Below are 21,193 nucleotides of genomic sequence, written 5' to 3' on the forward strand. Positions count from 1 at the left end.
TTTACTGACTCAACGCCTAACGCCCGACCCGCTTCGCTGCAGGACGGGCGTTTCTATTTCTGCAAGGTGAACGCTATGAAAGCTATTTCATTGAATCGCAGCACCAGCAAATCCCGCCCGGCCCTGCGTCTGGTCAGCACCAAGGAGCTGCCGCGCGAGGACTGGCTGCAGATCCGCAAGCAAGGTATCGGTAGCTCAGATGCAGCAGCGGCCGTGGGTCTCAATCCCTATAAGTCGCAGCTGGAGCTGTGGATGGAAAAGACCGGTCGCGATGCTGGCATGCCCAAGTCCGATCCACAGGATGAGGAAAGCCCAATGTACTGGGGCAACGTTCTGGAGCCCATCGTGGCCTGGCACTACAGCAAGCGCACCAAGAACAAGGTACGGCGCATAAACACCGTGCTGCAGCACCCGGATCCGGAGCTGCCCTGGATGCTGGCCAACATCGACCGCGAGGTGATCGGGGCGGACGATGTGCAGATCCTTGAATGCAAGACAGCCGGCATAAACGGGGCACGCCTCTGGAAAGAGGGCGTGCCTGAGTATGTGCAGCTGCAAGTCATGCACCAGCTCGCCGTCACTGGCAAGCAGGCGGCGGATGTAGCGGTTCTGCTGGGTGGCCAAACGCTGGAGATCCATCGCATTGAGCGAGACGAGCAGATGATCGCTCGCCTGATCGAGCTGGAGCGCAAGTTCTGGCACTACGTGGAAACCGACACGCCACCACCTGCTGATGGCACCGCTTCCGCTGAGTTGGCGCTGCGCTGCCTCTACCCGGAGGACAACGGCCAGGTCGTCGACTTTAGTGGCCATGCAGGGCTGGCCGCAGCCTTCATTGAACTGAAGGCCGTGCGTCAGTCGATTGCCGACAAGGAAAAGCGCGAGGCCGACCTCAAGCAGATGCTGCAGCAGGCCATGGGCGACGCGAGTCGGGCGGAGTTCTCCAGCGGCTATGTCACCTGGCGCAAGGCCAAGGACAGCATCGGCCTCGATGTCGTGCAGTTGCTCCAGGACAAGCCCTACCTGCAGGCCAAGTACCCACTGCTGAAACCGGGTGCACGACGCTTCCTGGTCGGCTGAAACCCTGCCTTTCCAACCCTTCCCTCCCCTCGGCCAGTCCATGCAGTTCGCGCTGCATGGCTGGCTTTTTTCATTTCCAGGAGACTCAGCCATGCTCAAAGGTCTGGCTATCACTCCGCCGGTACTCGGGCGGATTTCCATCGGCAAGGTCATCGAGAAGAACGGCAAGCGCCTGCCGGAGAAAGATGACCAGTTCACCATCACTTCCCAAGTGCAAGGCAAGGACGGATGGCTGCTGCACCCGCTCAACGACCAGCTGCGCCACGGTAAGGACGACAAGCTGCGCAGCATTCCAGTACGCCTACTATTCAACGAGCCGGAGCTGAATTTCCGCGCGGATTACACGCTGTTCGACCGGCAATCGGGCCGACCGGTTTGCGTCGGCAATGGCGAGACCTGCAAGCGGGTCACTCAGGACGGCATGCAGTCGATGCCATGCCCGTCACCGGATGCCTGCCCGCTGGCGAAAGGCGGTGCCTGCAAGCCCTATGGCCGACTGAATGTGGTGATTGGTGATGAGGATCCGCTGGGTAGTTTTGTGTTTCGCACCACCGGCTTCAACAGCATCCGTACCCTCGCCGCTCGGTTGCATTACTTCCAGGCCATATCAGGCAACCGCCTGGCATGCCTGCCGCTAGAACTGCGGCTGCGTGGCAAGTCCACTCGCCAGAGCCATGGCACACCGATCTTCTACGCCGACCTGACAGTACGCGGCGGCATGGACATGGCTGAAGCACTGGTGACAGCCAGTGAAATCGATTCGCGACGGCAGGCTGCGGGCTTCGATCAAGCGGCTTTGGATGAGGCAGCAAGACGAGGCTTCGGCAATGGTGCCTTTGAAGACTGCGAGGAGGATGTCAGCGCCATCGTCGAGGAGTTCTACCCCGAGGGTGAAGCACCTGCAGCAGCGCCCGCCGCTTCACTCCACCCCACCAAACCCAGCCTGATTGAAAAGCTCGATGCACAGGCTGCTCGTCAAACACCACCCACAGACCAAGACCAAGGAGGCCGACATGCGCCTGCACAAGCTGAAAGCCAGTGACACGACCGGCACCTACCTGGTCGAGTCACCGGTGACGGAAAACGACATCCTGCTGATGGCCAAGCAACTGGCCAGTCTGCGCCTACGCAAGGGACGCGCCCTGACGTCGCCTAAGGAGGTGTTCAGTCATCTGCAGGCGCTGCTGGCTGCTTATGAGCACGAGGTGTTCGCCCTCCTCATGCTCGACAGCCGGCACCGGGTGATTGCGTTCGAGGAGCTGTTCAGGGGGACTCTCGATGGCTCCAGCGTGTACCCCAGGGAGGTCGTGAAACTAGCCCTGGAGCACAACGCCGCCGCCTTGATCCTGGTGCACAACCACCCATCAGGTGATCCCGAACCCAGCATGGCGGATCGTAACCTCACCACGAAACTACAGGACGCGCTGAATCTCGTCGGTGTGCGCACGCTCGATCACATCGTGGTGGGGGACGAAGGCTGCGTGTCACTGGCAGAACTGGGCTACCTGTAAGGAGGCGAAATGAAGCTACTGCTACGCACGCTCGCAGCCGCGGTCATGTTTGCCGGGATCCTGGCTGGCTGCCTGGCGTTATTGCTGCTAGTGATTCTGATGGTGCGCTTTCCGCCACTGCTCGTGGCTGTGGTGCTGGCGTGCTGGATCCTCAATCGGTTCCAACGGTCCTAATTTGATAGCGAATGTTCAGGGAGAGCTGCTTCCAAGCAGTTCTCTCTGGACAGGCTACTTGCTGTTCTTTTTTTGTCAGTCAGGCAGAATCCATCGCCCATTCGAAAGACAGCTAAGCACCGATGAAACTACTCAACACTTACGACGACCGAGACGAGGCCGAAGCAGCAGCGGATAAGCTCACCGGAGAAAAGCGCCTGGCAAGCGAACGCGATGCTACCGTGGTCATCTACAACCTATTCGGCATTCCCAGCTGGGGTAATTTTCATCGGCTTGGCATGTACAACCTGGACGAGCTGAAAAGCCTCTTGGAACGCAGAGCGAACTGGAACGCGGCCGATCAAGCACGCCACTCTGAAATTATCACCACGCTTATTACAGTTGCCAAAAACTACGCCATAGATTTACCAGCTCATTGGATTTAGCGCTGATACTCAAGGCTGGTCGCGCAAAGCAACGAACTGGTTACTCGGTCCTTCCGACCGCAGCATCAGGTTTGCGCTGTTCGACACCAAGTAGGCCAGGGGCCGCGTCAAGTTGAACGGGAACAGCACGGGCAGCGACTGCAGGCTGGGCACTGAGACGGGCTTGCCGGCGTAGCGCACGGCCGCCTCGATCAACCAGGCCGTCAGTCCGTCGTTGACGATCGCGGTTGGTGCCAGTCGGATGACGCGCTTGCCTTTCTCAACCCGCTCCACAGCTCCCCAGCTCGCCTGGCTCTGGATGACCATGTTGGTCATGCGCCGAGTGCCTTCGCGCTCTCCGTAGGTTTCACTCATGCGGCGGTGTACTTCGGCAGACGCGCAATCACCCTGGATGGCGGACAGGCGGCCCACCAGCTCGGCCACCTTGCCAAAGAACGGGTACGTCGCCACAGACATGCCCCAGCACAGCGCCGCGACCGGTATGTTCGGCTGCGTCTTGTGGATGGCCACGCCGCGATCCGCGTAATCGACCAGTTCGGCACGTGGCTCCAGCCACAGCCGGTTAAGTACGGTGCGTGTTTTCTTCTTGGCTTCCGCGCCAAGTCCGGCTGCATCGAGCAGTGCATTCAGATCATCTAGTCCAGCTGCGCCAGCACGAACATTCAGCGCCGCAGCCGCCCAATCAAGCTGAATGAACCGATCAAAGCCTATTTTTGGTGCTGATGAATTCATTCGGTACCAATCACATAACTGACTTTCACAAAGGGCACGATCAACTCTTCGATCGACACCCCGCCGTGGACCACCACCTGCTCGCCCTCCGGCACAAAGGCGGTTCGTCCGCCTGCGAATAGGGGCATGAAGTTCGCGGGTAGTCCAGCGATGTCAAACCTGACTGTGGTGGGATAGGCCGCAGCGGAATCGGCCAGCAATGGCTCACTCCTGTAGACCCGAACACGCTCGCCGCGCGTCTCTGCAATCACGCCCTGGCTGGGCCTGCCGACGCCGGTGGACTCCACGTTGCCGTGGTCCGCCGTGAGATAGATGTGGTATCCCTTGTCCAGCAGCAGCGAGAACAACCGGTCGACGAAACCAGTCGTCAGCCAGTTCCCGATCCACATCGCTACGTCCTTCTTGGACCGCTCCTTGTGGAGCCGATCGTCAACCTCATCGATGACCAGGCCCACCACCTTCGGACGGCGGTCGTTCAAGTCCGCCTCAAGCGCGTCCAGTTGATCAACCTGGCGCAGCGCTCGTCGGTACATCACCTCATTCGAGTTGACGCCTTCGTTCTGCCAGAACGTCTTCCACAAGGATTCCTCCTTGTCCGTTCGGTCGATGGAGTCGTCGAACTCACGCGGTTTCAGGCCGGAGAACAGCGCTTGGCGCGACACCGATGTCACAGTCGGCAGCCATGCAAACGCGGTTCCCTCGTCGAAGGCGAAACGTTTCGTGGTGGCGATCAGGCGCTCGCGGATCTGCACCCACTGGTCGAAGGCCAGCCCGTCGAAGACCAGCAGAGCGACCTTGGTTTCCCCTGCGGACCGCCGATGGCGCAAGAAGCGTGGCACGTGGTGCACCATCACCGGACCTTTGGTCACCGGCTGCAGGATCAGGTCGGCGTAATGCTTGGCTGCGACCCAGGCTCGCAGACCCTCGTCTGATTGCGCCTGCAAGGTCTTGATCCGCTCTCGAATCACCGGCAGGTGTTCGCTGCCTTCCGTGCCTGGCAGACTATGCGTGCGGGCCAGGATCTCACCGTAGCGTTTGGCGAACTCACTCCAGTCCTTGTGCGAAGAGGCCGCTGTTGGGGTCGTCTCGATTAGGCCATCGATGCCTTTGAGCACCAAGGCCTGCAGTGCCGCCGGGTCCTGGACGATCCCGGCCTTGATCCAACTCGGCATCCCCGCCGGAACGCTGTGCACCGCCAGCGGATGCAAGCTGCCGTCGAGAAACATGGAATCGACCAGCACCTGTACATCGGAGTGGTCGAACGGAATCTCGATCTTGGCGACGTAGTCTGGTGGTGGCGGTTCGCCAGTGCGGGTTCCGTCCAGCCCCTGAGTCGTCAGATAGCGGTACCACGCATCCTGCACCACGCGTAGCAGCGCGCTCTTGGATGCCAGCCATGTGGCGACGGGAAGGTCCGTGAACAGCCCCTTGCCCTGAATGATGCCTGCCGCGTGCTGAGCGAACAGGGGTGGCAACGAGCGGTTGGCGAAGTGCATTCGCAGTAGCTCACGCCAGAAGTCGACCGGGTTGCGAATGGATCTCGGCGCCAATTGGTAGACGTGTTCGAGGATGAAGTCCTTCGACTCGTTCTCGCCCCTGGCCGACTGCAGCTCGGTCTGGTGGGCAAGAAACAGCCCGGCAAAGTGCTCCGGCTCGACTTGCTGTACCGCGCTGTAAGCCAGCTTCGGGAATAGCTCCGCAAGGGAGAGCCGGACCACACGACCGTGATGCACGATGTCCCACGGTAAGACATTCGCATCGGCGCTGCGCAGATGCAGAACCAGCGAGGGCGCAGGCCCTTGCTCACCGCGATCCCATGCGGCGCGGTAACGCTCCTCATATTCCGCGCGGAAGGCAAATGGGTCCTCGTACAGCATCAGCTCGAAGCCGCGACCGCGCAGCTCGGTCAACAGCCTCTCGTCGAGCAACACATCATCAGGGTCGCACGCCACCCAGAGTCGGGTGAGATCGGCCGTGAAGTGGCTGAGAATGCGTTCTGACCACTGGCTCATCCCACCTGTCCTCCGGGCATCACATCGCCGGAGACGCGCACCATCATCACGGCATTCAAATCTGGCACGCTGGCCTCCATGTCATCGAGAGCGGCCATGCGCGCATCGTGTTCCTGCTGCAGTCGCTTGCGCCGATGCTCGCGCACGGCGGGCAGGCCGATTCGCCCAATGGCCTGACCTCGGGCTTCGAAGGCATACACCGCACGCTCGCGTTCTTCCTTCAGTCGGGCACGGTGCTCGTTCAGCAGCTCGGTGAAGATCCGTTCGCCTTGGGCGCTGGCGGCCACATGGGATGCCTCGAACCACTTCACCGACTCCTCGGCGCCGGTCACGGCATGAACATCCACGGTCTCGGTCAGCAGTAGGTCCCACACGCGCTTGGCAGTGGGTACGAAGGGGCGACCTTCCTCGTTGACGAACAACGGCAGGAAGCGCTTCCGGCTCAAGCCTTCCGCCGCCAGGCTGATCTCCCATAGCGACCAGATGCCGCGCACCGAATCCGGCAGACCAGAAACACGGATCACCGGCAGTGGTTGGCCAGCGACAAAGCGTGGCAACTCGCTGATCACCGCCCGGGCCCGTGGGTCTTCCATCGTGACCCATTCCAGTTCCGGGTTTTCATCGGCGGTGCGGGCGTCAAAACAAGCCTGCGCCGATTCGCTGCCGTCGACCCACTTCACCCGCCATGCATTGCCCATCTTGGCGGCCGAGCCACCCCGGGCGGCCAGCCCACTGGTGATGGCACGCTCCAACCAGAACTGCGCCGGGTGGTCACGCCACTTACGGGCGTCGTCGGCATCAAGATCGTGTTCGGTGGTGAGCAGGTCGCTGTTCTTCTTCGACTCCGCCAGGGTGGATCGAAGCTGCGACACCACCGCGTCGCACTCTTGTTCGATGGCATCCGGGTTCTGCAGGCCATGCACGAACAGTTCGTCGAAGATCGGGTCGGCTTCGACCGAATCCATAACGTCGGCCGCCTTGTCTACGCCGAACTCTTGCGCGATGACCTCGAGCTTTTCTTCCAGCACCTGGCGCACGCGATGCTCCACGGTGTCTTCGAGCACGAAGTTGATGGCACGAACCACGTGCTTCTGCCCGATGCGGTCTACCCGGCCAATGCGCTGTTCTATCCGCATCGGGTTCCACGGCATGTCGAAGTTGACGATGACGTGGCAGAACTGCAGGTTCAGGCCTTCGCCACCGGCATCCGTCGAAATCAGCACGCGAACATCCTTGGAGAACGCCTGCTGCGCACGGGTGCGGGTTTCCAGGTCCATGCTGCCGTTGAGCGTCGCTACAGAGAAACCACGGCTCTCCAGGTAGTCGGCCAGCATCGCTTGCGTCGGCACGAACTCGGTGAAGATCAGTACCTTCAGGGCCGGGTCGCCTTCCTCTTGCTGCAGCTTGTAGATCAGCTCCAGCAGTGCCTCAGCCTTGGCATCAGTGCCAGCGGCCTCGGTTTCCCGCGCCAGCTCCAGCAGCATCTCGACTTCTGACTTCTCCAGCTCCCAGCCGCTGGACTGCATGGCCAGATCCACTTGGGACTGGCCGTCCAGATCCGCCCACTCATCAGCGCTGGTGTTCTCGAACAGGTTGGCCTGCGGCTGTGGCGTATCGAGCAGGGCTTGGCGCTTCTCCAGCGTGGTGCGGATGGCTGCCGTGCTGGAGGTCACCAGCCGCTGCATCAGGATCATTAAGAAGCCGATGTGGCGCTGCTTGGCTGCCATCGCCTGGTTGTAGCCGTGGCGCACATAGTCGGTCACCGCCTCGTACAGCCTCTGCTGCGCGCCGTGTCGGGCCTGCCAAGCGACCGCCTGCAACCGGGTAACACGCGGCTTGAACAGCGGCTGGCCCTCGGCGTTGATGGACAGCCGCTTTTCAGTCCGAATCACAAACGGGCGCACCCGGTCGTGGCTGACGCTGCTCTCGTCCGGGAAGGCTTCGCGGTCCAGTAACTGCATCAGCCGCATGAACTGGTCGGTCTTGCCCTGGTGCGGCGTGGCCGACAGCAGCAAGAGATAGGGCGATGCCTCCGCCAGCGCAGCGCCCAGCTTGTAGCGGGCCACCTGCTCGGTGCTGCCACCCATGCGGTGGGCTTCGTCGATGATGACCAGATCCCACGACGCCGAGATGAGGTCCTCGAAGCGCTCGCGGTTGTAGGTGTTGAGTTGTTCCAGACTCCAGCCGCGCCGGCCTTCCAGCGGCTTCACCGAATCCAGCGAGCAGATCACCTGGTCGTGCATGCGCCACAGGTTTTCCTCCTCACCCGCGCCGCCGCTGCGCCACTGGCGAAAGGCCGCCAGCTCGGACGGCTCAATGAACTGGAACTTCTCGCCGAAGTGCAGGCGCATTTCCGCCTGCCACTGGCGCACCAGCCCCTTGGGCGCCACCACCAGGATGCGCTTTACCCGGCCACGCAACTTCAGCTCGCGCAGCACCAAGCCGGCCTCAATGGTCTTGCCGAGGCCCACCTCATCGGCCAGCAGGTAGCGGATGCGATCGCGGCTGATCGCGCGATTCAACGCATAGAGCTGGTGCGGCAGCGGCACCACGCTGGACTGGATGGGCGCCAGCAGCAGGTTGTCCTCCAGCGCATCGAGCAGCTTGGCCGCCGCTGTGGTGTACAGGATCTGCTCCACGCTCGGGCGCACGCTTTCCAACGAGGCCAGATCCACCGCCCGAGCGCGCACCACCACGTCTTTGGCTGGCAACCAGACTCGGTAAGCTACCTCGCCCCACACATCCTGCCGCTCGATCACCCGGCACGGCGATGCCTGCCGGGTGAACCAGCACCAGTCGCCGATGGTGAATCCGCTACCGGCCACGTTCAGATCCCGTCCTCGGTACGGGTCAGCGCGAGGTCATAGAGGGTGAGTAGTTTCTCGTCCTCTTGCAGCGTTTCATCTGGCAGCTTATTGGCGATGCCGATGATGGTTTTGTAGTCTTTTGCTGCCCAAGCGGCCCGGAAGCCAGCACGTAGCACTTCCAGACGAGACTCTTTGATCTTGCGACCGGTGAACGAACGATAGGCATCGAACTCCTTGAGCAGCGCTTTCTCACGCTTTTTCTCCAAGTCCTGTGCCTTATTCGGATCGGGCACGTACCAGCGATCTTTCGCCTTGGCCACCAGCGCCGGACTGTTCTTCTCCAGCCCGCGCAGATCCTTGTGGTTGGTCGAGAGGTAGCTGTGGATTTGGCTGGGGACCTCACCTGCGCCGTCATACTTCAGGAAGTTGTCTTCCAGCAAGGCGGACAGTTCAGGTTTGGCTTCGTGCTTCTTCCAACCCGCGCCAAGCTGCCCCATGAACTCAGGGCTGATTTCCTGGTAGGTCGAAGGGCGACGCTTCAGAAAATCTGTTAGCCAATCGATCGCACTTCGTTCATCAGAGACAAACATCTCCATCTGCGGCGCAACAGTGACCTGCAAACGCTTCTTGTCGTACTCGGCCACTTGTTCAGACAAGAACACCATACCGTCACGCTCAACGAAACGCTGAGCAAGCCCAGATTGAAACTCTTGGGACGACATGGGGACCGGTGTGTTGTGCCGAACAAACCAAGCCACCATTCGGTCAAAAATTATCCGAGGATCTCGCTCCGCTATAAACTCCAGTTCGCCCGCCTTAACTTTAACTATTGGCAGGTAATGAAGATGCGTGCGCACAAAATCCCATACGGAGTCCTCAGTACCGCCCGACTCAGCAAAACGATCCTCGAGGCCTCCATTAGGTTTATATGCAGAGATGACCAGATCCTGTTTTACGGCAGTGGCAGTAGTTACTGCTTTGAAGCTGCCTTTTTGCTTATCGATCGCAGAAACGTTTGCAACGACAAAACCCGCTTCCTGAAGACCGATTTGAATAGTGTTCCAGACAGCCGCCTGTGTGTTTGAGAACTCAACTGTCATCCAGCGGCCAGGCTTTAAGATCCGAAACAGTTCCTTGAAACAGCGGGCCATCAAGTGCCGGTAATCGTCTATCGATTTCCCCTGCGCACGATTTTCGATGGCCTCAAAGTCGTTTCTGGTCTTCACGCCAAGCCAGGACTCCCAGAGGAAACTCAGCTCTGAGTAATTGAGGTTCGCACCAAATGGCGGGTCTATGAATATGTAGTCGACAGAGTTGCTTGGTGCGGAAATTGCCGTTGAAGACTGAGTAGAAACGAGCGAGCGATTTTTGATCGTCGCCAAAGCTCTATCGAGCCTACTGCGAAGCTTGAAACGATCAATGGGATTAACCTCGAGGGAAATCGATGGAAGGTAGAGCGTTCCCTCAAGTGGCTTATCGACAGTTCCGCCCTTCTTGTTGAAGTGATTCCCGATATGTAGCCTGCAGAGGCGATTAACGTACTGGTGCGCGGATGTGAAGGCGAATTTCGCATGATTCGCATCCTTAAACGTCGCGCAAAGCGCCCATATTTTAGAAAGCGCAAGCAAGTTTCTTCGAGTGTAGAAATGATGAACATTTGTTAGCCCAAAAGGATCATTTCTACGGCTTTCAGAGCCCTCAATCATTCGATCGTCCGGGAACCAATTTTCTATACCAATACGATCGATCCGATCTATGACTTGCAGGTCGTAGCTATCTACGCGCTTCTCAAATCGCTTATTACCGATGCTGTAATTAATCAAAACAGGGATCTGCTTTGCTTGAATGTGTGGCTTCGCTGTGCTGGCATCAATGCCTGTAAAGCTTGCTCGTTCAAGTCCCTTCTTTGATAAGTTCGCCCCGCAATGTGGACAGTCGAACACATCGCGCAATTTCCCTGCGACTTGATCAATTGCAGCATCCCAAAAGACAACTTCACCAGCACATTGAGGGCAGGAAAAAACATCGGACCATATCGTGTAGTTGATCGTCCCTTTTGTCTTTTTGTCGGTATGTAGTGTTTCGTACATCCAACCTAGATCTGATTCAGCGGCGTGCAGCACGCGATCGAGATCATGCGAAAACGAATCGGCATCCAGCGGCGTCGTGAAGTTTGAGGCAATGAATGTTGCGACCGTTGATAGGTCACTTAGAACGGCCTTCCTCTCACCAATTGTAGAGAAAGGAACCCACGCATTTTTAGTGCCGTCATTTCTCTGCTCTGCAATCTTTCCATCGGGTAACACTCTATAACCTAGAGCCTCTACTGCAGAAATTTCTCCACAGAGTTGAGCAGCAACACCCGTCATTCCAGTTCCACAAAATCCATCGAAAACTATATCGCCCGGATTTGTGTAATGAAGCAGGTACCGCATGATTGCCTTATGGGGGACCTTCGTGTGATAGCTGTGGGCGTTATATATGGGATCATTCTTCCCTTCGCTAACATCTGCCGCGTATGGCTCCTTTATTGCCGTTGCGCTGTTTTGATACGTCGTTCCATAAAGTTCCAGAAATTCTCGGATGAATGGATTGGGGCATGCCGTGTAATACGGCGGATCGGATAGCGCGAGGATGGCTTCGTCTGTCCCGATTGGAAAACCTTCGATCTTCCGGAACACTGGATCTTTAAGTTTCTCGGCAAGCAACTTCAGGTAGTGCTCGCGGCGAGCCTCGTCGCTCGGGAACGTTTGCCCGAGGCATTCAACCGGGCCTGACTTGGCCGCATGGTTCTGGAATAGGTCACTCATCAGTCGTTCCTCAAATTCTTGTTGTCATGGTCGAGCCATCACCGTGTCACTCGATCACGAAGCGCAGCTTGGTCGAATCCTTGCCCTTGCAGCGCTCGTTCATGAAGGTATCGAAGCGCTTGCGAAGGTCGTCCGGCGTGGCCGGCGAGCCGCCTTGCAGTAGCGCCTGCTTGATCTCGTCGCCCTTGACCGCGATCTTCTCCAGCCCCGACAGCGCCTCTTGCACGGCATTGGCGAACTCCGTGGTCATCGGGTCTGGCAACTTGCGTGAGGTGAGGAAGGCGTCGATCAGTTTCTTGGACGCGGGCGGCAATAATCCCAGGCTGTCCTGCGTGAATGGGTCTTCCAGGTTCTCCAGCAGAGTCTGCTGCCAGTTGGTCATCAACTGATCCAGATCGTCATCCAGCTTGTGCAGGCGGTTGGCTGCCGGGATCAGCTCCAACTGCTCGGCAGAAGGGCGGAACTGGCAGTGCGGGCAAACGGCGGCCGTGATCAGCGTCGGCTCATCCAGCGAGGAACAACTCTTCAGGCCGTTGAGGGACTCCTCGAACGCGGTGAGCTGGCTGGTGGGCATTAGCGACACGCCGGCGAGCACCCGCAGCGCCAGCAGGCGGTCGTCCTTGCGCAGGGCGTTGCGGGTCTTGTCCTCGGCCACACCCAGCCGCGCCTTGCTGTGGCTGGCGATGTAGGCGGTGATGTAGTCCTTCTTGAGCTGGTTGAGCGTCTGCCGGTATTCGGAAGCGTGCTCGGCCGTGCGGTCTTGGCTCAGCTTTTCCTGCAGGGCCTTGCGGGCCGCCTCTGCCTGCTTCACCCACGGATGCTCGGCGGGCAACACCATCTCGGCCTGCGAGAGGTAGGACGCCGTGCTGCCCAACTCCACCACCAGTTCGAGCAGACGCTCGACGGCGGCCAGGATCTCCAGATTCTTCTTCTGGCTGTCCAGGTCTTCCTGCGTGACGCGCAGGTTCTTGAGCTTGCCGACGGTGTTGTACGGCGCCAGCGACTCCGTGAACTTCTTCAGCGAATCCAGCCGGGCGTGCCAGTCCTTGGCTTCTTCTTCACGAAGCAGGTTCTGGCCCCAGAAGCCGAGCTTGCCTTGCTGCAGGTCGGAGCCAGCCTTGAGCACACGCGGTACCAGCGCGCTGACTTTCTCCTGCAGTTTGATGACCGGCTCGGTGTCGCCCTGGCTGGCCTTCTGGGCCAGACCGGACGGTAGGTCGAACAACTCGAACAAGGCACGCAGCACCGCGAGGTTAATCTCCTTGGGCGCCTCGACGTGCTTGAACTGCTTGAGCTCTTCCAGCGAACGCTCTGCGAGTTGCACCAGCTTGCCGGAGTCGATCTTGTCTCCGGTGATCGACAGCACGATGTCGCCGGAGTAGACCAGGCCACCCAGCACCGTAACCAGCAGATCTGGCTCCAGCCGGTACTTGATCGGGGCGAAATATTCCACATCAGACGTGCCCGACAGCAGTTCGCTGCGGTTGAGCACCTGGCCGTGGCCCTTGGCCTTGAGTCGGTTCAGCACCTCCTGCGCGTAGCGGGAGTTGGCGGGATCGACACGGTCACCATCGAGCAGCTCCAGGGCATCGAGGATGGCAGCGGCGTCCTTGGTGCGGGTGCCTCCGGCTAGGGCGCGCAGGGCATTGCCCACCAGTTGCTTGCGGTTGGCCTCGGTGACCAGCACCGAGAAGGTGGGGTAGTCGGGTGAGATGTCGGCAAAGCGCTGGCCCAGTGCCAGGCCGGAGACGATGTTCACCACGTCGCGGAAGTTGATGCGCTCATCCGGACCCAGTCGCGCGCGGTCGCGCAGGGACACGCCCTTTGACCAGTCCTGCAGCGTCTTGGTCTTGCCCTGGTAGGTGACCTCGAATGCGGTCATCTGCTTTTCCTGCAGCCACTTGCTCATAGACCGCAGTGAGTCCTGCGCCTTGGACAGGTAGATGGCCTTCGCGCCACCGCTGGCGGTGGAGGCCAGATCCAGTGCCGCAGCGTATTGCGACAGGTGGCGCTTGTAGTCCTCGTCCGGTGACTTCAGGCGAAAGAACACTTCGTCGGCCAGGTTGTTGTCGCTGAACTTCGGCTTGTCGAATGGCTGGATGAAGTAGATGTAGAAATCGCGCTCGGGCTGGGCCGTGGGCCGGTCATTCGGGGCGCCAAAGAACAGGTAGCCCATGCGCTCGACGCGGCGCTCCTGCCACTCGATCTGGTACTGCCAAATCTGGAAGCCGGGGTAACGCAGATCGTCGCTGCATTCCATCAGCGCCTTGATGGCGCTGTAGTAGGCGCGATCCAGCGCGTCGTCGGACAGGGCTTCGGCGCGCTTCTCGATCTGCGCGTCGTAGTCGATGTCTTTCTTGAGGTCGAGGTAGTACTGCTCGGTGTCCGGTGCCTTGGAGATGAACTGGCCGTTGACGGTCTTGAGCACCTCGCGCAGCACGGTCTGCACCATCGACAACAGGTTCTCGGCCGGATCGCCCGGCATGTCTTCCACGCCCGGCTGGAACAGACACAGGGCATCGCGCAGCTCGGCGGCCGTGGGGCCGATGGGCACATGGATGTCGCCGCCCGTGGTCAGCCGGTGGACGGCCAGCGCGTTGATGACCCGCTGCGCCATGGCTTTGTAGGCCGGGCGCGTGAAGGCCTGCTGCACGCGGGACTCCAGCACCTCGGAGACGCGCATGACTTCCTTGATATTGGGGTCAGCGCGCAGGACCGAGTTGGCCTTGATGGTGTTCCAGAAGCTCTCGTAGCTGATGAACAGCGGTTTGTCGGCGGGCACTTCCTGGTCGAGGATGGCCAGCATGGCGGCCTCGATGGTCTTGAGCGCGCCGCGCTTCTCGGTGAAATGGATCTGCTCGAAGGTCTTCAGGTAATCCGGGTGAACCGGGAACAACCGCACGTACTCGTCCATGCGCTCGTTCATGGAGCCGTAGAACTTGGCGAACGGCGTCAGGTATTCGCGGATCTTGTTTTGCTGGTCAGCCGTCTTCTTGAGCAGGCGCGCGGAGACGACGAAGCTGACGTCCTGGCGGTCGATCAGGATCTGGGTGAAGCGCTCGTTGACGCGGCGCATGCTGTCGGCCACATGCTGGAAACGCACGCTGTCGAAGATGGCTTCCTGCACACCGGCCACGAAGCGGAACTTCAGGTGCTTAGTGACTTCACCGATCTGACGCAGGATGGCCAGATCCTGCACGAGCTCGTGATCGCGGCGGGACTGCAGGTACTCCAGGAACTCGTCGACCACCAGCAGCACGCCCTGGTCCGGGAATTTCTCGCCGAACGCGGCCATCATCTCCTCGAAGGAGTCCTTGTTGTTGAGCTCCTTGTCCGCGGTCGGGAAGGTGTAGTCGACGCCGAGCTTTTCAAGGAAGCGTTCAAGCTGCAGGGTGATGATCTGGCGCAGCGGCATCTGCAGCCCGCCCACCTCGATGCGCAGCACTTTGAAGCGGCCAGCGATCGGGGCAACCGCCTCGGCGACCTTGGGGTGTCGGATCATCGGCGCGTAGGCAGCGTCCTCAGCCACCAGCGACAGCACCGACATCAAGTGCGACTTACCGGTACCGTAGTTGCCGACGATGAGCACGCCCTTGTGATCGACGGAGTCGTCGAAACTGAGCTGAGGAACCATGAGCTTGGAGATCCGCTCGGCCATGTCGTCGGAGATGACGTAGGTCGCGACGAGCTTTTTGGCCTCGTCTGGGCGCCCGGCATCGAGCAGCTGAATGACTGACTCGATCTGCTCGAACTGAATCAGATCCCCGTATTTCATGTTCTTGGCCATATGGTTCTCTCTTCCCTGCTCTCTACTTTCAAATTCAGGTCAAATTTCTAATACAACCGCACCGTCGCGGCTGTAGTCACGATGTTCTGGATGGCTCATGTCCGCGTACACCAAGCGGTCGCCGCGCAGCTCGCCAGGCCAGACAGCCACGACGCGCTTGGAATGAGCCAGCCGCCTGACGAGGTCAAGCGGGTTGATCTGCAGGCTGGGCTCGAACAATAACTCGAGGTTGTCGAGCAACAGCGGATCTTCAGTGCGTTCCCTGTCCGCGATCTCCCGCAGGAGCTCACCGGCATAGAAGCCACGCTTACTGTTTGGCGTGGCGGCCAAACGGCGTCCCAGCTCCAGGCCAACGTTGAGCGGCTCGATATTGAGCTTGGCGCAGAGCTGGCGAAGGAGTTGGGTCTTGCCACTGCGGCTGGGACCAACCAGCAGGATCAACTTGCTGTTTAGGTCGCCGATTTCGCCGATGAGCCGTTCGAGTTTTGTCAGCACACTAATTCCCTTTCCTGGGCCGACCACAGTTGACAGATCGGAGTGAAATCTTATCACTTTACGATATAAGAACAGCGACTGCTGAGCTGAGCGCAATACTTCTAGTTCATTTCCTGCGCCTCAATTCAGCCAATGTCTCTCCTTGAAAGCACCAGTAATCCGGCCCACGTACAGCCTTGACACTGCGACCATGTGTTCCGAGAGCCAGATCCCGCAACCGCCCAGTGGGGTTGTGCGTCAGCCCAATCAGCGCTTCCGCCTGTTCAAAATCAACCCAACGGGTAGCCTGGGTTTTCCAGTCGAATTTGCCCTGTGGGCCGATATGACGCATGACAAAATAGGCATTGGTACTCAAGCCGCCTTTAAATAGCCCTGGCAAGACATCAACGATCTCTACCTCGTAGCCAGTCTCCCTGACTTCTCGCAGTGCCGTCATCTCCGGTGTATCCCCTGCCTCTGGCGTGCTTCTAGCAAAGGTCCAAACATAGCCAGCGAAGTGGTTGGCCGGTTCGCGCTAGAGGATCTGACCGGTACGGATCAGAGGAATGCCACCGTAGGCTGAGGCCTTATCGATACTCCAGGTCATGGTGCTTCCCCTTCAATTCATCCATGCTAGGTAAAACATGCTCGGCGCTCTCTGGTATCCAGGTCAATTTGCCGGCACGCAGCCTTTCGACATTGGCGTCTTGGCCACATCACCGCCCCCAATGCAGATCAAGCTGATGCGCATACCGCTCTGCAGGCCTGCGGCGTAGTTGGCATGGGCGTCATCGAGCTGGAATTGCGGCTCCATGAACTGGTTTACCCCGCCACGCAGGGTGACGTAAGGATTACCGAACAGATCGGTATTGATCGACTCCACCACGCCAGTGACCTTGAAGCGCTTACCTTTGAACTGCTGATCGGCTGCGACCGTATTGCGGTCATACGCCTGAGCCAGTTGCTGAGCGCTTACTTCAAACACGGGTACAACCGGGGCTGCCACCTCTGCAGGCTGACTCTGGCTAGTCGTGGGCGCAGCAGCCTTGCCGGACGGACGCTCCCCTGAAGCCATCGCAACCAGCATCAGCGCCAGCCATGCAAAACCGACTATCCGGCTGGCAGTGCTATGCCCCTGGCGCAGCAGGAACCAGACAAAAATGATCGGAAAAAGGAAAATCCCGACGCCCAGCCAGAAGCCGACATTACGGCTTGCGGGTTGGGCGGGATGCATTTGAACGGCGGCAGTCTGCTTAGCGATAGGCGCACCACAATGCGGACAGGCAGCAGCCTGGTCGCTGGCCATGCGGTCGCACTCGTTGCAGTTGATCAATGCCATTTCACTACTCCTTGATTGCACTTCCTGAGCCGGCCTGGATTGGCCGACTTGTTTGTCAGGATCAAGATATGTAGCGTGGCTTGACGCATCTAGAGTGTGCGTTCGTACAGGTAAAGTTTTCGAGCAAGTGAGGCCGGGATGAAACGCAAACAGGAAATCGAGTCCGTGCGCTGGGATCTGGCGCTGCGCTATCGCCTGATCGAAACGGTGGTGTGGTGGGAAGGACGTTTAACCACCGGGCATCTGATGCAGAGCTTCGGTATCAGCAGGCAGCAGGCGTCGAAGGACATCAATTCCTACATCACCGACTACGCGCCGAAGAACCTGGAATACGACAAGCATTTGAAGGGGTATGTGCTAAGCCGCCACTTCAAACCGCTGTTTATCGATGACAGCGCCAGCGCCTACCTGCACTTGCTCAACGAGAGTCACGACCGTGCACCGTATGTTGAAGGGCTGGCATTGGCCTATGCGCACACTGAGGTACTGGATGTGCCGGATCGCTCAGTGCGCCCGGAGGTGCTGCGCCCACTACTCAAGGCCTGCCGCGATGGGCTGCGACTGGAGTGCGAGTATGTGTCCTTCACGACGCCGGACGGCGAAACCCGCCTGATCGCGCCGCATACGCTGATCTACACCGGTATGCGCTGGCACGTGCGCGCCTATTGCGAGAAGAATCGAGATTACCGGGACTTTGTGCTCAGCCGCTTTCGTAGTGAGCCAGAGTTAATGGACGACGAAACCGAAAACACCCGTGAGCAGGATCCGGGCTGGAACAGTCAGGTGCAGGTCATCATTGAACCGGATTCTCGTCTCAAGCTGGAGCAGCGCGCGATTATCGAAGCCGACTACGGCATGCGTGACGGACAGCTGGTGATCGAGACACGAGGTGCGTTGGTGCAGTACGTGCTGCAGCGCTACCAGATCGATCCGACCAAGGTGCATGCCAAGGCCACGGCTCAGCAGATCGTGGTCGCCAACCTGGAAGAGCTACAGCCCTGGCTGTATCACTGACTAACGGCAGGCACGCCTGGCTTTGAGTCGATGCCGCCAGGCGAGGCTATCTCTCAATCAGTCGTGCCGCCGTAGGCCAGCTTGGCCAGCCCGAGCAGTGCAGGCAGCAACAGCGCCAGCGGCAAAAGATCGTTAAGGGTAGGTAGCAAGCTCATAGGAGATCCTCCTGGTCGGTTTTGACCAACCTAGCGATAACATCCCGACAGCGCGATCTGTCTACATTTCGCCTGTAAACAATCCGTGCATACCCCAGACACCGGCGACGAACGCACCTTGCCTGGATGGCGGAGCGCTTATTACTGTATATAAATACAGTTAACGGACGACCCGTCATGAGCACCGCACTTATCCTCGGCCCGCTTCAGAGCAGCAGCACAGCCCTTCCCCTCTTTGATGCACGCGTTCCGGCTGGCTTTCCCAGCCCTGCGCTTGATCACATGGAGCACAAGCTATCGCTTGATGCTCTGCTAGATCTGCAAGCTACGCACACCTATGTGGTCGCAGTGAGTGGTGACAGCATGACTGGGGCTGGCATCTTCGACGGTGACCATCTGATCGTCAGCCGCGCCATCCCAGCAAAACCGGGCCATGTGGTCGTTGCCTGCCTAAACGGCGATGTCCTGGTAAAGCGCCTGACCCAGGAACAGGGCCAGTTCATCCTGCAGTCGGAGAACCCGGCCTACTCTCCGCGTTACATCCTGGAAAACGATGAGCTGACGATCTGGGGCGTCGTCACTCACAGCCTGCGGAATCACCTCATCCATGGCTGAGCCGGTATACGCACTGGTCGACTGCAACAGCTTCTACGCCAGTTGCGAGCGCGTGTTTCGCCCTGACCTGTTGCGAACGCCCATCGTCGTGCTCAGCAACAACGACGGCTGCGTGATTGCTCGCTCTGCCGATGCTAAGCCGTTCGTGAAAATGGGCGCCCTGTTCCACGAGATCAGGGGCGACCTCAAGCGCCACGGCATCGTCGCCTTCAGCAGCAACTACGCCCTCTATGGCGACATGAGCGAGCGTGTGATGACGATCCTAGAGGCCTGCTTTCCAAGCATCGAGGTCTACAGCATCGATGAGGCCTTTGCCGATATGACCGGGCTGCCCGAGCCGCTGGAGTCGATAGGCCGCCAGGTGCAGGCAGAGATCAGGCAGAAGACCGGTATCCCCGTCGGCATTGGCATTGCCACCACCAAGACACTGGCCAAGCTCGCCAATAACGCTGCTAAGCGCTGGCAGAAGCAAACCGGAGGTGTCGTGGACATCCGTGACCCCGTGCGGCGCGACAAGCTGCTCAAGGCCATGCCCGTAGAAGAAGTCTGGGGCGTTGGTCCCCGCATGCGTGCGCACCTGGAAGGTATGCAGATCAAAACCGCTTGGGACTTGGCACAGATGGATGCCTGGACACTGCGCAAACGATTCAATGTCGTGATCGAGAAAACCGTGCGCGAGCTGCGCGGGGTGGCGTGCTTGGAGATCGAGAACGAGATCGAGCCCAAGCAGGAGATCTGCTCCAGCCGCTCATTTGGCAAGCGGCTGCGCGAGCTAGCGCCTATCCAGGAGGCCGTCACCAGCTACGCCACGCGCGCAGCTGAAAAGCTGCGCAAGCAAGAGTCGCTATGCCGGCAGGTACGAGTCAGCTTGCGCACTGGCATGTTCAACCCCACTGAAGCCAAATATGCCAATGGCATCCTCTGCCAACTGCCCTACCCGACCGACGACAGTAGACTGATCATCAAGGCTGTTCAGGCTGGGCTGAAGCAGCTATACCGCGAGGGCTTCAGCTACGCCAAAGCTCAGGTGATGCTGCTGGATCTGTGTCACAAGAACGAATACACGCCGGATCTGTTTGCTCCCGAGCAGCCCGTGAAAACCGAGCGACTGATGAACACAATGGACGCGATCAACAATCGCTGGGGACGCGGCACGCTGCAGCCAGGACGCATCGCAAAGCCAACCGAGTGGGCTATGCGAAGAGAATTGCTCTCCCCCGCATACACCACCCGCTGGTCTGAGCTGATGGTTGCAAAGGCCACGTAGCTTTCCCGTTCACTTATATGCGACGAACACGGTTCAGAGCCCCCTTACGCAGGCAACGAGCCCCTGCAGGCTTCACACGCAGGTGCTGATCGTCTTTGACCAGGTACCTCATTGCCTCGTGGGTATTAGGCCGCTTCGACTGATCATCCCTATGGATCTGGCCGATGCCGAGCTTGTCGCCGTACTGATCCTTGTCATGGTTGCAGCTGTGGGCATAACCCTGACGACGAGTGATCTCCTCCCACAGCTTGCCGATCCTAGTTGCCTTACAGACATCCCGGCACACTATGTTGCCATTGAAGTAGTAGGCCGCATGGATGTGGTACCCCCGCCCCTTCTTGCACTCCCCCTGCTCGACTGAGTAGGTGTAGCCAATCAGGTGCTCGAATATCGGATTACGGCTGTGCTCATAGATCAGATCATCCAGGTGATCGAATACCTGCTCGACTCGCTGCCTGGCCTGGGCTTCAGTGCGGTAGTAAAGGTCCAGCCGGATGATCGTAGTGCGTGAGTAAAGGCTCATCACTGCATCGTTGTAAGCGATGATCTCCTTCGCCTGCTTGCGTGCCTCGTAGGCTCGATCCCCAGCTTTGCGCTGATACCACCGCTGACGGGTCAACTCGCGGATCCGCTCGGTCAGGACGTTCATGCTCTGCTCATAACTGAGCCAGTAAGTACCCGTCTCGCTCATGCAGACGGGACCATTGGGTGAGCGCTGAAGACCAACGTCGTCACAGGCTTCCCGGAACGCTAACAGGTGCTCGCTGTAGTCGTATGGCACTCGATCATCAAACAGGTTGCACATCTGCTGCACGTGGGTGAAGTGGTGGGACAGTCTGGTCCGCTCGACACGCTCATAGCCTGAACGTTTGTGCGTGATCCGGTATGCAGGTGTATCGCTGTACTCGATAGCCTGGACGAGTGCGTCGATCTGCAGGGCTATGTCTGACTGTGAGAGGTGGGTGTTGTGCTTGCGGTTGGTCATGGTGCA

16 protein-coding genes and 1 pseudogene are annotated in these 21,193 nt (G+C 59.2%); 8 read left to right on the forward strand and 9 right to left on the reverse strand.

All coding sequences use genetic code 11. The features are described from left to right. The first annotated feature begins 75 nt into the window (after nucleotides 1–75). The 5 genes from PA6_RS13710 (at nucleotide 76) to PA6_RS13725 (ending at nucleotide 3,190) form a co-directional block, all read left to right on the forward strand. Nucleotides 76–1,080 (forward strand): YqaJ viral recombinase family nuclease, encoded by a 1,005-nt coding sequence (locus PA6_RS13710; protein WP_021701528.1) that lies wholly within the window; start codon nucleotides 76–78, stop codon nucleotides 1,078–1,080. 91 nt (nucleotides 1,081–1,171) lie between these two features. Beyond that, entirely contained in the window at nucleotides 1,172–2,122 is a 951-nt protein-coding gene (locus PA6_RS13715; protein WP_021701529.1) for a recombination directionality factor, read from the forward strand. Beyond that, a complete protein-coding gene (gene radC, locus PA6_RS13720; RefSeq protein ID WP_021701530.1) occupies nucleotides 2,094–2,591 on the forward strand; it encodes a RadC family protein in 498 nt (165 codons plus the stop codon). Before PA6_RS13715 ends, radC begins: the two co-directional genes overlap by 29 nt. 9 nt (nucleotides 2,592–2,600) lie before the next feature. Then, nucleotides 2,601–2,765 carry a hypothetical protein gene (locus PA6_RS23835; protein ID WP_021701531.1) on the forward strand — a complete coding sequence of 55 codons (165 nt, stop codon included), beginning with the start codon at nucleotides 2,601–2,603 and terminating at the stop codon, nucleotides 2,763–2,765. 122 nt (nucleotides 2,766–2,887) lie between these two features. Further along, entirely contained in the window at nucleotides 2,888–3,190 is a 303-nt protein-coding gene (locus PA6_RS13725) for a hypothetical protein (RefSeq protein WP_021701532.1), read from the forward strand. A 9-nt stretch (nucleotides 3,191–3,199) separates the two neighbouring features. Here PA6_RS13725 and PA6_RS13730 read toward each other — a convergent pair whose 3' ends face one another. The 8 genes and pseudogenes from PA6_RS13730 to PA6_RS13760 all read right to left on the reverse strand — a co-directional run bounded on the left by PA6_RS13730 (nucleotide 3,200) and on the right by PA6_RS13760 (nucleotide 17,151). After that, nucleotides 3,200–3,922, reverse strand: a complete 723-nt coding sequence (locus PA6_RS13730; protein ID WP_021701533.1) for a hypothetical protein — start codon at nucleotides 3,920–3,922, stop codon at nucleotides 3,200–3,202. After that, nucleotides 3,919–5,934: a BREX-3 system phosphatase PglZ gene (gene pglZ, locus PA6_RS13735; protein ID WP_021701534.1), complete on the reverse strand. Its 2,016-nt coding sequence runs from the start codon at nucleotides 5,932–5,934 to the stop codon at nucleotides 3,919–3,921. Before pglZ ends, PA6_RS13730 begins: the two co-directional genes overlap by 4 nt. Continuing rightward, nucleotides 5,931–8,759, reverse strand: coding sequence for a DEAD/DEAH box helicase (locus tag PA6_RS13740; protein WP_021701535.1), 2,829 nt, complete (start codon nucleotides 8,757–8,759; stop codon nucleotides 5,931–5,933). Before PA6_RS13740 ends, pglZ begins: the two co-directional genes overlap by 4 nt. Nucleotides 8,760–8,761: 2 nt before the next feature. After that, nucleotides 8,762–11,551, reverse strand: coding sequence for a DNA methyltransferase (locus tag PA6_RS13745; protein WP_021701536.1), 2,790 nt, complete (start codon nucleotides 11,549–11,551; stop codon nucleotides 8,762–8,764). Between the two features lie 46 nt (nucleotides 11,552–11,597). Further along, nucleotides 11,598–15,338: a DUF6079 family protein gene (locus PA6_RS13750; protein ID WP_021701537.1), complete on the reverse strand. Its 3,741-nt coding sequence runs from the start codon at nucleotides 15,336–15,338 to the stop codon at nucleotides 11,598–11,600. 39 nt (nucleotides 15,339–15,377) lie between these two features. Next, a complete protein-coding gene (brxF, locus tag PA6_RS13755; protein WP_021701538.1) occupies nucleotides 15,378–15,833 on the reverse strand; it encodes a BREX-3 system P-loop-containing protein BrxF in 456 nt (151 codons plus the stop codon). Nucleotides 15,834–15,939: 106 nt separating this feature from the next. Further along, nucleotides 15,940–16,323: pseudogene (locus tag PA6_RS23415) on the reverse strand (NUDIX hydrolase); the annotation flags it as partial. A 159-nt stretch (nucleotides 16,324–16,482) separates the two neighbouring features. Further along, nucleotides 16,483–17,151: an OB-fold protein gene (locus PA6_RS13760; protein WP_021701540.1), complete on the reverse strand. Its 669-nt coding sequence runs from the start codon at nucleotides 17,149–17,151 to the stop codon at nucleotides 16,483–16,485. 138 nt (nucleotides 17,152–17,289) lie between these two features. On the opposite strand from PA6_RS13760, the gene PA6_RS13765 reads away from it, so the two are divergent. The 3 genes from PA6_RS13765 (at nucleotide 17,290) to umuC (ending at nucleotide 20,202) form a co-directional block, all read left to right on the forward strand. After that, entirely contained in the window at nucleotides 17,290–18,165 is an 876-nt protein-coding gene (locus PA6_RS13765) for a helix-turn-helix transcriptional regulator (RefSeq protein ID WP_021701541.1), read from the forward strand. A 332-nt stretch (nucleotides 18,166–18,497) separates the two neighbouring features. Continuing rightward, nucleotides 18,498–18,935 carry a LexA family protein gene (locus tag PA6_RS13770; protein WP_021701542.1) on the forward strand — a complete coding sequence of 146 codons (438 nt, stop codon included), beginning with the start codon at nucleotides 18,498–18,500 and terminating at the stop codon, nucleotides 18,933–18,935. Next, nucleotides 18,928–20,202, forward strand: coding sequence for a translesion error-prone DNA polymerase V subunit UmuC (gene umuC, locus PA6_RS13775; RefSeq protein ID WP_021701543.1), 1,275 nt, complete (start codon nucleotides 18,928–18,930; stop codon nucleotides 20,200–20,202). Before PA6_RS13770 ends, umuC begins: the two co-directional genes overlap by 8 nt. A 13-nt stretch (nucleotides 20,203–20,215) precedes the next feature. On the opposite strand, the gene PA6_RS13780 is transcribed toward umuC, so the two are convergent. Next, entirely contained in the window at nucleotides 20,216–21,187 is a 972-nt protein-coding gene (locus PA6_RS13780; RefSeq protein WP_021701544.1) for an inovirus-type Gp2 protein, read from the reverse strand. Nucleotides 21,188–21,193: the final 6 nt, after the last annotated feature.

The organism is Aquipseudomonas alcaligenes NBRC 14159 (assembly GCF_000467105.1).
GTDB classification, from domain to species: domain Bacteria; phylum Pseudomonadota; class Gammaproteobacteria; order Pseudomonadales; family Pseudomonadaceae; genus Aquipseudomonas; species Aquipseudomonas alcaligenes.